At 74.3% G+C, this 13077-nt stretch carries 10 protein-coding genes and 1 pseudogene; 5 read left to right on the forward strand and 6 right to left on the reverse strand.

What is annotated here, in order from left to right:
• Nucleotides 1–160 precede the first annotated feature (160 nt).
• Entirely contained in the window at nucleotides 161–1279 is a 1119-nt protein-coding gene (locus ACFXKG_RS37170) for a type III polyketide synthase (RefSeq protein WP_384848737.1), read from the reverse strand.
• A gap of 468 nt (nucleotides 1280–1747) precedes the next feature.
• On the opposite strand from ACFXKG_RS37170, the gene ACFXKG_RS37175 reads away from it, so the two are divergent.
• A complete protein-coding gene (locus tag ACFXKG_RS37175) occupies nucleotides 1748–2602 on the forward strand; it encodes an NAD(P)H-binding protein (RefSeq protein WP_384848740.1) in 855 nt (284 codons plus the stop codon).
• Between the two features lie 39 nt (nucleotides 2603–2641).
• Here the strand turns inward: ACFXKG_RS37175 and ACFXKG_RS37180 are convergent, their stop codons facing one another.
• Nucleotides 2642–3262 (reverse strand): alpha/beta hydrolase, encoded by a 621-nt coding sequence (locus tag ACFXKG_RS37180; RefSeq protein ID WP_384848743.1) that lies wholly within the window; start codon nucleotides 3260–3262, stop codon nucleotides 2642–2644.
• 131 nt (nucleotides 3263–3393) lie between these two features.
• On the opposite strand from ACFXKG_RS37180, the gene ACFXKG_RS37185 reads away from it, so the two are divergent.
• Nucleotides 3394–3576: a hypothetical protein gene (locus tag ACFXKG_RS37185; RefSeq protein WP_384848746.1), complete on the forward strand. Its 183-nt coding sequence runs from the start codon at nucleotides 3394–3396 to the stop codon at nucleotides 3574–3576.
• 162 nt (nucleotides 3577–3738) lie between these two features.
• Entirely contained in the window at nucleotides 3739–4374 is a 636-nt protein-coding gene (locus ACFXKG_RS37190; protein WP_384848749.1) for a GNAT family N-acetyltransferase, read from the forward strand.
• Nucleotides 4375–4423: 49 nt separating this feature from the next.
• On the opposite strand, the gene ACFXKG_RS37195 is transcribed toward ACFXKG_RS37190, so the two are convergent.
• The 4 genes and pseudogenes from ACFXKG_RS37195 to ACFXKG_RS37210 all read right to left on the reverse strand — a co-directional run.
• The gene (locus tag ACFXKG_RS37195) at nucleotides 4424–5392 is read right to left on the reverse strand and encodes an aldo/keto reductase (protein ID WP_384848752.1); all 969 of its coding nucleotides are present in this window, start codon (nucleotides 5390–5392) and stop codon (nucleotides 4424–4426) included.
• A gap of 111 nt (nucleotides 5393–5503) precedes the next feature.
• On the reverse strand, nucleotides 5504–5719 hold the full coding sequence (locus ACFXKG_RS37200) for a hypothetical protein (RefSeq protein WP_384848755.1): 216 nt from the start codon (nucleotides 5717–5719) through the stop codon (nucleotides 5504–5506).
• Between the two features lie 88 nt (nucleotides 5720–5807).
• Complete coding sequence (locus tag ACFXKG_RS37205; RefSeq protein ID WP_384848758.1) at nucleotides 5808–9350, reverse strand: phosphodiester glycosidase family protein; 3543 nt, start codon at nucleotides 9348–9350, stop codon at nucleotides 5808–5810.
• Between the two features lie 185 nt (nucleotides 9351–9535).
• Nucleotides 9536–11224: pseudogene (locus tag ACFXKG_RS37210) on the reverse strand (SpoIIE family protein phosphatase); the annotation flags it as partial.
• Nucleotides 11225–11438: 214 nt separating this feature from the next.
• Between ACFXKG_RS37210 and ACFXKG_RS37215 the strand changes: the two are divergent.
• Nucleotides 11439–11756: a chaplin gene (locus tag ACFXKG_RS37215; protein ID WP_384848761.1), complete on the forward strand. Its 318-nt coding sequence runs from the start codon at nucleotides 11439–11441 to the stop codon at nucleotides 11754–11756.
• 263 nt (nucleotides 11757–12019) lie between these two features.
• Nucleotides 12020–13054 carry a YihY/virulence factor BrkB family protein gene (locus ACFXKG_RS37220; protein ID WP_384848764.1) on the forward strand — a complete coding sequence of 345 codons (1035 nt, stop codon included), beginning with the start codon at nucleotides 12020–12022 and terminating at the stop codon, nucleotides 13052–13054.
• The last annotated feature ends 23 nt before the right edge of the window (nucleotides 13055–13077 follow it).

Genomic DNA, 13077 nt, shown 5'->3' on the forward strand with positions numbered 1-13077 from the left:
GGGGCCCCGGGGGGGGTGGGGGGGGGGGGGGGGGGGGGGGGGGCCCCCCGGGGGGGGGGGGGGGGGCCCCCGCCCCACGGATCCGGCCGGGGCGGCGGGGCTCCTCCGGCGCGTCCCCGCACCGGGCGCGCCGCCCCTGCCGCACCGGCTCGGACGCGGGTCAGGAGAAGGCGCCGCGGCCCGCCGTCTCCAACTGGCCGCGCCGGGCCGGGCCGAGGCCGGCGGCCGGGCCGGAGCGCGTCCACCGTCCCAGCGCCATCTCGGCGGTGATCCCGGGCCCGAACCCCGCGACGATGCCCCGGGCCCCGTCGGCCACCAGCCCCTCGTCGAAGAGGCGGCGTACGGCGTCGAGGACGACGGCGCTGGCGATGTTGCCGTACTCGGTGAGCGTGCCCCGGCTGAACCGGAATGCCTCCGGCGCCACTTCGAGGAAGTGGCTGAGGTCGTCCAGGATGCGCGGACCCCCGGCGTGGATGATGTAGAAGTCGAGGCCGGTGGCGTCCCAGCCGTGCTGGTCGGCCATCGTACGGAGGGCGGGGGCCAGCGGCTCCATGGTGGTGGGCACGCGCTTGTCGAGCAGGAAGTGGAATCCGGTGGCGCGCACGCTGTAGGCGATCCAGTCGGTGGTGTCGGGCACGAGGTGCGAGCCGTTGCGCTCCATCGTGATGCCGGTGCCGCCCTCGCCCCGCACGACGGCGGCGGCGACCGCGTCGCCGAACAGGCCGTTGGAGAGCAGGGATCCGACCCCGAGGTCCGTCGGCTGGTAGCAGAGCGAGCAGAACTCGCAGGCGACGATGAGCACATTGCTGCCGGGGTAGGCCCGGCAGAAGTCGTGGGCCCGGTTGATGGCGGCGCCGCCCGCCGCGCAGCCGAGCTGGGCGATCGGGAGCTGGCGGGTGTGGCCGGGGAAGTCCATGGTGTTGATCAGCCAGGCGGTCAGCGACGGCATCATGAAGCCGGTGCACGAGACGTAGACGATCATGTCGATGTCGGCGGGGCGCAGCTCGGCGTGGTCGAGGGCGCGCCGGATGACTTCGGGCACGCGCCGCTTGGCCTCGGCCTCGTACAGCATGTTGCGGTCCTCGAAACCGGGGTGGCGCAGCGTGTCCTCGATGGGCTGGACGATATGCCGCTTGGCGACTCCGGTGTTCTCGATCAGCCGCAGCGCGAGGGGCAGTTGCGGGTGGTCGGCGTGGAGCGAGCGCGCGAGGGCGAGCGTGTCCTCCATGGTGATCACATGTTCGGGAACCGAGACCGCGGGTTTGCACAGAGTCGCCACGACGCGCTCTCTCCTTCATTCGTGTTCGCTGTGAACTGGGGCCCACATTCAGGGCTGGGCCACCGCCCCGCAACCTGGGAGAAACAGGTGGCAGTGCCGACGGACCGCTGGGCCGGGACGGACGGGCGGGTGAACCGAGGAGCCGTCAGGATTCCACGCGCGACTACGGAACGTAGGGAGGCCACATGCGGGGTCGCCCGTTCAGGGGGCAGTGGCGCCGTGCGGACATCGCCGGGCGCCGGGCGCGGGAGGGATGGTTCCCATGGTCTTCTCGTGGTGTGCGCACCGGGATCCGGCCGGTGCCGGCGGCCGGATCCGGGCCGTCCCCGGCCCTGCCGCGGTCCCCGGTGGACGGCGGTTTCGGACGTTCGGGAAGCCGGTCGCCGCCCGGCGTGTCGCCCCGGGCTCCCCGCGCGTCGTCACGGGGGCGGGACGGACGGCGGGTCCGGGTCACGGCGGGGCCGGCCGGTGATCCTGCTGACGGGGGTCACGGGCACCGTCGGGCGGCTCGTGGCGCGGTGTCTGACCACGGCGGAACCGGTACGGCTGCTCGCCCGCGATCCCTGCCGGGCCGCCGCGTACGCCGGTCCGGGGACCGAGGTGGTGGGCGGCGACTTCGGGGAGCCCGCCTCGTTGGACGCCGCGCTGGCCGGCGTGCGGGCGGCGTTCCTCGTCACGTCGGATCCGCTCGCGCCCGCCCATGACGAGCACTTCGTCACCGCGGCCCGCCGCGCCGGCGTACGCCACGTGGTGAAGCTGTCGGCGCGGGCGGTGACCGAGCCCGACGCCGACGATCTGGTCACCCGCTGGCAGCGGAACGCGGAGGAACTGCTCCGCGCCTCGGGCCTGGCGTGGACCCTGCTGCGGCCGCGGGCCTTCATGTCCAACACCCTGGGCTGGGCGCCCTCGATCCGCGCCGAGGGGGTGGTGCGTGCCTTCCACGGCGCCTCGCCCAACGCCACCGTGGATCCGCGTGACATCGCCGAGGTCGCCGCGCTGGCCCTCACCGGCGCCGTGCTCCCGGGCCGCGCCCACTCCCTCACGGGCCCGGCGGCGATCAGCGCGGCCGAGCAGGTGGCCGTACTCTCCGGGCTGCTGCGACGCCCGCTGCGGCTGGTGGAGCTGACGCGGGAGCAGGCGTACGCCGGCCTCCTCGCCCGCCTGCCGCGTCCGGTGGCGGACGCGCTGCTGGAGAGCGCCGTACGGCAGGGGGCGGGCGCCAAAGCGCGGGTGGAGCCGACGGTGCGGACGCTGCTGGGCCGTCCGGCCCGCCCCTACCGCACCTGGGCGCGGGACCACCTCGCCGCCTTCGGTGACGGCTGAGGGGCCCGCCGTCCCGGCCCGCGCCCTGCCCGGCACCTATCACGAGTGCCGGGGCCCCGGCTCCAGGGAGCGCAGCAGCATCGGCAGCGACCGGCGCAGATCGCGTTCCCAGTGGACGGGATCGTGCGTTCCCCGGTAGAAGTGCGTGGTCAGCGGCGTGCCCTGACGGCGGAGGCGGTCCGCCACCGCGCGGCTCTCCTCGCCCATCAGGGCCTCCGTCGGCGAGATGACGTCCTCGGGGAAGGGCCGCGCCGGATCCTCCAGGCCGGGGATCTCGGGGTCGGGCTCCACGTCCTCGGGGTCGAGCGCGCCGGCCCTGCCGTCACCGCTGGAGAGATGGACCGGGATGTGGCGCAGCCGCGGGGCGAGATGGTAGGGGTCGTGCGCCTCCCAGACGTCCCGCTGGGCCACCGGATCACCCCAGAGGCGGCGCCAGTCCATCCCCAGGTAGTTCATCGCCGCCCGGACCGCGCGCGGATGGGCCAGCGGGTGCACGAATCCGCTGTAGCTCGCGACGCCGCGGAACAGGCCGGGGTTCCTCGCCGCGTACGACAGGGCCCTGAAGCCGCCCTGGGACTCGCCGGCCGCCGCCCGGCGCGTCCCCGCCCCGTAGTGGTGTTCCAGGAGGGGGCGTACCTCGCGCAGGTGGAAGGTCTCCACGGCGCGCGGCCCGCCTCGGCGGGCCGCCACCAGTCGCTGTAGAAGCCGAACAGGGGCATGGCGGGCATCACGACCAGGGTCTCCCGCAGTTCGGGCAGGTTCTGGACCTTGTACTCCTCGGTCCAGGTGAGATGGTTCCCGTCGCCGCCGGCCAGCAGGTACAGCACCGGCCACCGGTCATCCGGACCGCGCTCCGCCCGGCCGTCCGGGGTGAGCAGCCGTACCGCGGCGTCCCCGGCCAGGGCCGGGGACCGTACCGTGAGATCGACGAGCCGTTCCCCGGCGGGCCGTTCCGCGGCAACGGCGTGTCGTAAGGCTCGTGTTCGGGACATGGGCTCTCCTCGTTTCGGTTGTGTGGGAGAGGACGGCCCGTCCTGGGGAGAAGTTGACCGATATCCGCCCGATCCGCCCCGGAGAAAACCCCGGATCACCGGTCCGTGTTGTGGGAGCGTGACGACTGCGGGCAGCATGCCGCCATGGCTTCCCTCGCTCCCGTCGTGCGCCCGTACCGTCCCGAGGACCTGCCCGCGCTGTACGACATCTGCGTACGCACCGGTCACCAGGGCCGGGACTCCCGGCACATCTACCCGGACCACGACCTGCTGCCGAGCATCTTCGCGGCGCCCTACGCCGTGCTGGAGCCGGAGCTGACCTTCGTGGTCGACGACGGCACGGGCCGGGCGGTCGGGTACGTGCTCGGCACCGCCGACACCGCCGCCTTCGTCACGGCGTTCCGTGAGGTCTGGCTGCCACCGCTGACCGGACGCTACCCGGTGCCGACGGGGCCTGCCCGTACCCCCAGCGAAGAGATGATCGCCCTGCTGCACCGGCCGGAGCGGATGGTCCTGCCCGAACTGGCCGGGTACCCCGCGCATCTCCACATCGACCTGCTGCCCGAGGCCCAGCGCCGGGGGCACGGCCGCACGCTGATGCACGCCTTTCTCGGCGCCCTGCGCCACCAGGGTGTCGACGCCGTCCACCTGTGCATGTCCACCGCCAACACCCCGGCGCGCGCCTTCTACGACCGGCTCGGTTTCCGGCCGATCGCGGTGCCGGACCCCGGTCCCGTCACGTATCTCGGGCGTTCGACCGCCGTGGACGGGCGTTCCTGACCCCGTGGAGCAGGCCGGTGCGGCCGGGGCCCGCGGTCGCCGCGCCCGGTCACCGGTCCGGCGAGGCGTGCCGCTCCCCCGCCGCGACGCCGTGCGGCGCCACCGCGTCGATCGCCGCCAGGTCCTCGGTGGTCAGTTCGATGTCCGCCGCCTCCGCGTTGTGTTCGAGGTACGTACGCCGCTTGGTGCCCGGGATCGGCACGACGCGCTGGGCGAGCAGCCAGGCCAGGGTGAGCTGGGTGGGGGTGATGCCCTTCGCGTCGGCCAGTTCGGTCACCTTGTGGACGACGGCGAGGTTGGTCCTGATGTTCTCCTGGGTGAAGCGGGGCATCCGGCGGCGGACGTCGTCCGGCGCCAGCTGGTCCCGGTGGGTGATCCGGCCCGCGAGGAAGCCGCGGCCGAGCGGGGAGTACGCGACGAAGCCGATGCCGAGCCCCCGTACGGTCGCCAGCACGTCGTTGTGCTCCACGTCCCGGCTGAACAGCGAGTACTCCGACTGGAGCGCGGTCAGCGGATGGACCGCGTGGGCGCGGCGGACGAGGTCGGGGCTCGCCTCGGAGATGCCGATGTAGCGGACCTTGCCCGCGCCGACCATCTCGCCCATCGCCCCGACGCTCTCCTCGATCGGCACGTCGGGGTCGACGCGGTGCAGGTAGTACAGGTCGATGACGTCCGTGCCCAGGTGGCGCAGTGAGCGGTCGACCGCGCGGTGCGCGTACGCGGCGCTGCCGTTGGGGCCGTGGGGTGTGCCGTCGTCGTCGAACTCGGTGGCGAACTTCGTCGCGATGGTGATCTCGTCGCGCCGTCTCCCGAGGGCGCGGCCGATCAGCTTCTCGTTCTCGAAGGGGCCGTACGCCTCGGCCGTGTCGATGTGGGTGACCCCGAGGTCGACGGCCCGGTTGAGGGTGGCCATCGCCTCCTGTTCGTCCCGCGGGCCGTACCAGACGCTCATTCCCATGGCGCCCAGACCCTCCGCGGAGACGGTGAGTCCCTGGGAGCCGAGTCGTACGGTTCTCATGAGCGCGCCCTTTCTCGGTCGGGCCGGAGGCCGGCGGGGCGGGCGGGAGCCCTGTCTCCAGCTTCCACCCCTCGGGGCACTCCGGCACGCCGCGTCCGGTGGGCGGGGCGGTCAGGAACCCCCCTTCTTGACCGCCCCGGTCGCCGCGCCCATGGCAAGACCGGCGACGATCAGCACGACGCTCACATAGATCTCGTAGCCGTCGAAGAGACTCGTCCTGGAGACGAAGGACCAGAGCCGGAACGATCCGTCCGTCATGTGGTACAGCAGGCCGCCCACACCCTGGGACAGCAGCACGAAGCAGAGGAATCCGAGAAACGTCTTCACCCGCCCAGGCTAGGAATGGCGCGGCGGGCCGGCCATCGGCCATCGGGCGCGGTGTCCGGGACCAAAGTCGCGGACACCGCGGCCGTACTCATCCGAAAGTCGCCGCCCCTGGGCGGGCGCCCGGCGGCGCCTCCCCCGTGCCCGGCGCGTCGGCGGCGATGCGGATCTCCGCCTTCCGGGTCACCCCGTTCACGGTGACCGCGAGGGTGACCGTCCCGGGCCGCAGCGCCGTGAGGGTCCCGGTGGCGGGGTCGAGGACCGCCGCGTGGCGGGGCCTTACGCCCTCGCGGTCGCCGACGCGGAGGTTGAGGGAACCGGTCCAGTCGGCGCTGAGCGGGGAACCGACGGGGACCGTCCGGGTGCCCTGGGTGACCGTCGCCGACACGTGCGCGCTCCGGCCGGGTGCCAGCGTGTCCGGCGCGTCGAGGGTCAGCACGTCGGTGTGCGCGCGGGTCTGCACGGAGACCCAGTCGGGGCCGCCCTTCCACGGCGCGGACCGGGCGGCGGTCCACTCACCCCGGGAGACCCGGTCCACCCCGATGAGCGACCAGCCGGTGAAGCCTCCCTCGCCCGGCGGGGCGGCGGGCGCCTTGCCGGAGTTGCCGTTGATCAGATACGGCACGCCGTCCACGCGGGAGGCGTCGAAGACCCCGACGTGGCCGCCGATGAATCCGGCGCCCTTGCCCGTCGTACGGCGGAACTCGGCGAGCCACTGTTCCAGGAGGGCCGCCTCCTTGCGGTCGCCGAGCCGGCTGGCCTGCTGGACGGTCGGGTCGCGCGGCGGTACGTGCTCGATCACCATCACCGAGCCGATCCGGTCGTCCCGCGCCGCCGCGTCGAGCTGCTCCCGTACGGCCCTGATCTGGGCGAGGCCACCGCCCCGCAGGGTCAGGGCGGAGGTGTCGAGGGTGAGGAAGCGGGTGCCCCGGTGGTCGAAGACCCGCTGGGCGGGGCCGAACCGTGCGACGAACTCCTTGATGGAGCCGCCCATCACCTCGTGGTTGCCGGGCACGTAGTACCAGGGCAGCGCGTCGCCCAGTTCCTCGGTGAGGAGGGTCCGGGCGAAGTCGAGGTCCGCGGGTGAACCCTCGTCCACCAGGTCGCCGTTGACGACGAGGAAGTCCGGCTTCGCCGCCCTGATCTCGCGCAGGGTGCGGCGGGCCTGGGCCACGATCGCGCTGTCCGGGTCGCGGGCGACGAACTGCGCGTCGGACATCACCGCGAACCGCCAGTCCCGCCCGGCGGTCCCGGCGGCCGTGTCGATCAGCGGGTCGGCGGTGCGCGGCGGCGCGGGCAGGTCGACGTCGGGCGGCACCTGCGCCGTCAGCTCGTCGATGACGATCTCCCCGGTGTACTGCCGGGCGGCGGCGGTCTCCGCGAGGTAGAAGCGGTGGACGGCGAGGGGTGCCGGGGCCCCGGCCGGTACGTCGAAGGTCACCTGACGCCAGCCGGTCCAGGTGACGTAGGGGCCGCGCAGCAACTGGTCCGAGCCGGCCGCGTCCTTGAGGTGGAGGGTGGGCCAGGCGCCGTTGCCGTCACCCTTGATCCAGAGCTTGAGGGACTGCGGGCGGCCGGCCACGGTGAGCTGTCGCGGCGGGGTGGCGTAGGCGGCGCGGGTCGCGGTGGACCGGGTGAAGTCGTAACGGAGGGTGAGGCCGGTGCCGGTGCGGCCGTCCGGGGTGGCGGCGACGGAGCCGTCCGCCCGCGCCTGGCTGAAGGTCCAGGACGCGGCGTCGTCGAAGCCGGAGACGGGCTCCTCGTCCAGCCCGACGCCGACGGCGAGCGCGGTGGTGACGCCGCCCGCGGTGGCGGTGATCCGTCCGGCGCCGCCGTCCTTCAGCGCGGTCACGGTGAAGGAGCCGTTGCCGTCGTCGGTGACGGAGAAGAGTGCGCGGTCGTAGTCGAGGGTCACGTCGCGGGGTTCGACCGGCGCGCTGGTGCCGTGCGCGTCGAGCCCGACGATGCCGAAGGTCCCGGTGGCGGCGGCGTCCGCGAGCCCGATGCGCGGGGTGGTCGGCCGGAGGCGGGCGAGTGGGCCGAGCACCGTCAGTTCGGTGGAGCCGTGGGCGCGGCCGTGTTCGGCCCGTACCCGCGTGGTGCCGCCGGACCGCGCGGTGAAGAGGCCGTCGCGGTCGACCCGGCCCACGGAGGGCCGCAGGGTCCGCCAGCGCGGGTCGCCGGCGGCGGGGCCGTACGTCTCGTCGTATCCGGCGGCCGTCAGACGGCGGGTCAGTCCGGGGAAGACCCGCTCGGGGTGGCCGCCCCGGACGGGGTCGGCGGTGGGGGCGGCGCCCGCGGAGGTGCGGGTCTCGACCCAGAAGCCGGTCAGTTCTCCGCTGCCGTCGGGGGCGGTGAGCGCGAGGCCGTTGGGGACGGTGCGCTCGCTGCCGTCGGAGGGGCTGTTCTCCACGCGCAGCGCGTCGCTGCCCGGTGCGCGGGCGACGAGGGTGGAGGAGCCGCCGCCGTCGAGGTTGAGCGCGCTGTGCGCGCCCGCCCGCTCCATCATCAGGCCCAGTTCGGTGAGGGTCACGCCGCCGCTGTCGGCCTGCCGGCCGTCGACGGTGATCACCCGCATCGTGGCGCCGTCCCGGGAGAAGCCGACGGCGGTACGGGGCGCGGCGGTGTTGTTGCCCTCGCCCTCGTGGCTCACCGCCTCGCCGTCGACGACGAGGAGTTCGCGGCCGCCGACGGCGGTGCGCGGCACGGGCCCGCCGTCGTCGGTGCGCGGCCGGTACTCCAGGGTGACCGGGTCGCCGGGGCGCAGTGCGGCGAGCGCCTCGGCGCCCGCTTCCCTGCCGACCAGGACGGTCGTGCCGGTGGTGATGGGGCCGGTGCCCGGCCGGTCGGTGACGGAGACGACGCGCCCGTCCCGTACGGCCGCCTCGGCGACCGGCGTCGCGCGGTCGACGGTGAGCGCGCGGTCGGCCTCGCCCCAGCCGGCCGTATAGGCGCCGATGCCGCCGGCAGGCACGTTCGCGGCGTTGTAGGCCTCCAGTGCTCGGGGTCCCGAGGGGAGGGTGACGGTGCCGTCGAAGTAGAGCCGCAGCACGCGTCCGGCGGCTCCGGGACCGATACCGATCGCCTGGTGGGCGCCGGGCGCCGGGGAGTGGACGACCGTGCCGTCCGCGATGCCGGGCCCTTGCGGCGCGCCCGTCTCGTTGATGTCGAAGAAGTCCGCGTTGATGGCGGCGACGGTGCGGCGGCCGGGCCCCGGGTCGTGCCGGGCGGCGAGTTCGGAGACCGTGCGGCGGTCGGAGACCTTCCCGGTGGAGAGGTAGTCGGCCCGGGCGCCACCGCCGCCGAGGTCGACGGAGAGAGTGTCGACCCGCAGCCATTTGTCGGATTCGAGCCGGTCGTACGAGGTCAGCCGGACGCCGGGGGCGATCGGCCGTTCCGCGTGGGCCGTCTCGATGCCGTCGGCGTCGGCGACGGACCGTACGGTGGCGGCCCGTCCGGCGGCCCCGTCGGCCGCGCTCGCGGGCGGCGGGGCGACGGGGCGCAGGATCTCGGCGGCGGTACGGGGGTGCGGATCGGGGGCGGAGTCGGCGGCGGACGGGGCGGCCGCCCCGACGGTGAGGGCGGTGACGGCCGCGCAGAGCACGGCGGTCCGCCCGGCGATGCCTGGGCCCACAACTTCTCCTGGATGACGGTGAGTGGACATGGCTGAGCGCTGCTTCGCGGGACACGCCCAGGATTGCCGTGCACACGCCAATGAACCAGGGGTTCACGGGAACGATGTGGAGAACACGCGATGACGCCGTCGAACGGGTCAATGCCGCGCCGGTCCGTCAGGTCCCGGCGCGTCCGGGATCAGGACCGGCCGCCGGGGCCCGCGGCGGTGCGGCGCAGGAGCAGCAGGGCCATGTCGTCGCCGCCCCCGGGCCCGCCCACCACGTCGAAGAGCAGGTCGGCCAGGGCGGGCAGCTCCGTGGGCCCCGTCCGTACGGTCCGCCGGAGCGCTTCGAGGCTCTCGCCGAGGTCGATCCCCGGCCGTTCCACCAGGCCGTCGGTGCACAGGAGCAGGGTCTCGCCCGGGCCGAGCACCGCCTCGGTGACCGGATAGTCGATGGCGCCGTGGCCGGCGAACTCCGCGGAGAGGCCGAGCGGCAGCCCGCCGGCCGTCCCGATCCACTCGCAGCGTCCGTCGGCGTGCCGCAGCAGCGGGTCGAGATGTCCGGCGCGCACGATCCGCAGCGCCCCTCCGACCAGGTCCACTTCGACGTACGTGCAGGTCGCGAAGCGCTCGGTGCCCAGTTCGCGCAGCAGCGCCGAGGCGCGGGCCAGCGCGGTCGGGGGCGGGTGGCCCTCGGCGGTGTACGCCCACAGGGCCATCCGCAACTGGCCCATCACGACGGCCGCGTCCGTGTCGTGGCCCTGGACGTCGCCGATGGTCAGCCCCACCCGGCCGCCGGGCAGCGGCAGCACGTCGTACCAGTCCCCGCCGACGCTCCGGCCGAGCCGCGCCGAGCGGTACCGTACGGCGGTCAGCGCGCCGGGGACCTCCGGAATCCGGCGGGGCAGCATCGCCTGCTGGAGCCCCTCGGCGAGGTCGTGCCGCTGCTCGTACAGCATGGCGCGCTGCAGGCTCTGCGCGATGGAGCTGCCGAGGGCGAGCAGCAGCGTGCGCTCCTCGTCGCTGAAGGCGCCGGGCAGCGGGGAGAGCAGCCCGAGCACCCCGATAGGGGTGGACTGGACGATCAGCGGCAGATAGGCGCCGGAGACGACGGAGAGCGATTCGATGAAGGGCCAGAGCAGCGGGTAGGAGGTCCTGAACTCCTCGCGCGAGGCGATGAAGCGGGGCCGCCGGGTCCGTACCACCTCGCTCATCGGGAACGCCTCGTCGACCCGGGTGTAGCGCAGACGCGGTACGTACGATCCGGCGCGCCCCTCGGCGACCAGCCGGATCCGGCCGCCCTCGACCACGCCGAGCATCACGCTCACCGCGGTGAGGTGACCGAGCGCCTGGGGGTCGCGCAGTACGTCGAGGACGTCCTCGACGCTCTCCGCGCGGGCCAGCAGAGCGGTGGTGCGGGACACCACTCCGGTCAGTCTGCGCCGCGCCTCGGTCAGGTCGCTCCGCGCGGCGGCCTGGGCCAGCTCGCGCTCGGCGCTCCGTACGACGCCGATGATCCGGCGGGTCCGGCCCGCGGCGTCGCGGCCGAGATACGCCTGGACATGGGCCCAGCGCGAGGATCCGCCCCGCGGTCTGACCCGGAAGTACGCGCTGTGCCGGGCCGTGCCGGACTTGAGGGCACGGGCCACGAGCGCCTTCAGCCGGGCGGCCTCGGCGTGCGGGATCCGGCGCGTGAGGGCCGCCGGATCGCCGTCGTACTCGCCCGGGAGCAGGTCGAACACGGCGAGGGCGGCCGGATCGAGGTGGAGCAGCCCGCTGTCGAGGTCCCAGTCGAAGCTGCCCATGCGGTTGAGGGCCAGGCTCCGATCCGGGCGGGCCGGCCAGTCGTCCGGCAGCGGTACGGCAGCCGGAGGTGCGCCCCGATCAGCCATGCAGCCACCATCTCACCGATCGGCCCGGGCCACTCCCCGGAGGCATGGCCCCGTCCCACGGACCTCCGTACCGGCCACTGCGCTGACCAGGTGATGATCCGGACGAGCGGCACCGAATGGCGGGTTGTCCGTTACCCCGCGTGAGCCAGGGCGTTGAAGTGCGTGAAGGCCGCACATCGTGCGGCTTCGCCCGAAACGTTCAAGGAGATACTTGATGTCGCGTATCGCGAAGGCCACCGCTGTTCTCGTCAGCACGGGTGCCGTCCTGGCCGGTGGCGCCGGTATGGCCGTTGCCGACGCCGGTGCCGAGGCAGCGGCCATCGGCTCGCCCGGTGTCCTGTCCGGCAACGTGGTCCAGGTGCCCGTGCACCTCCCGATCAACGTCTGCGGCAACACCATCGACGTGGTCGGTCTGCTCAACCCGGCGTTCGGCAACAAGTGCGCCAACCTGTCGGGCGAGCACAAGCGCGGCGGCCACGAGGAAGACGGTCACAAGGGCGGCGGTCACGAGGGCGGCGGTCACGAGGGCTGAGACCGGCACGACAGCGCGGTCCCGGGTCCCGGGACCGCGCGCCCTTGTAATGACGGCCTCCCGCGTGCCCACGCGGGAGGCCGTCGCACGTACCGGGCCGAGGGGCGGCGTACGGTCAGGCGTCGTAGCGGTAGAGGCGGGGCCTCGGTGGCCGGGGACGCGGTGACCGTGGTCCGGGTCGGGGTCGGCCGGCGTGATGAGGCAGGCTGTGACCTGCGGCCGGTCGTCGGCCGGCACCACATTCGAGCACGCGGGAGGCAGCGTTGTCCGCCGAGGAACCCGGGCACAGCGGAGCGTCGCGGTCCGGCGACGGCCCGGAGGGGGCGGGGCCGGGCGCCGGGCGGGACAGCCGTCCGGCGCGGTCGGCCCGGGGCAGGCGGCTGGCCGGCGCGCTGAAGCGTACGCCGCTCGCGCTCTGGCACGACGACGCCGCGGACCGGGCCGCCGCGCTCACCTACTACGCCGTTCTGGCGATCTTCCCGGCGCTGCTGGTCACCGTCTGCTCCATCGGGCTGGCGGGACCCGACGCCAGCGGGAAGCTGGCCAACCAGGTGGCGGCCATCGTGCCCGGGCAGTCCCGGGACCTGGTGCGCAGTTCGCTGGAGGAGATGGCGCGGCAGCGCTCCGCGGCCTGGCTGCTGGCGTCGTTCGGTACGGTCGGCGCGCTCTGGTCGTCCTCCAGCTACCTCGGGGTGTTCCGCCGGGGGCTGCACGCCATGCACGGCGCCGTCGACAGCCGGCCGCCGTGGCGTACCGCGCCGCGGATCGCGCTGACCGCGTGCGGGTTGCTGGCACTGCTGGTGACCAGCGCCATCACGTTGGTCCTCACCGGCGAGGCCGCCGACGCGGTGGGGCGGATGCTGGGGATGGGCACGACGGTGCGGCTGGTGTGGAGCGCGCTGAAGTGGCCGATGCTGCTGGCGATCGCGGCGGTGCTGGTGCTGATGGTCTTCCGTACCGGCCCGCGCGGGACGCGCACGCTGCGGCGCGCGCTGCCCGGCGGGATCCTCGCGGTGGTCCTCTGGCTGCTGACCTCCGGGGGGTTCGCCGTCTACACGGCGCACGCGGGCACGTACAACCGGCTCTACGGTTCGCTCGCCGGGATCATCGTCTTCCTGGTCTGGCTGTGGGTCACCAATCTCTCGCTGCTGGCGGGCGCGCAGTTCAACGCCGAGCTGGCGCGCGGGGCGGCGGGATCGGTGCCGGGGCAAGGGCAGGGCCAGGGACCGGCCGCGGACGTTCCGGCGGAGGCCCCCGTGGCGGAGCTGCCCGCGACGGCCGCGCGGCGGACCGGATAGCGGATGGCCGATGACCGGTACGC

Origin of the sequence: Streptomyces sp. NPDC059255, from assembly GCF_042752355.1 — a bacterium.
Classification (GTDB): Bacteria; Actinomycetota; Actinomycetes; order Streptomycetales; family Streptomycetaceae; genus Streptomyces.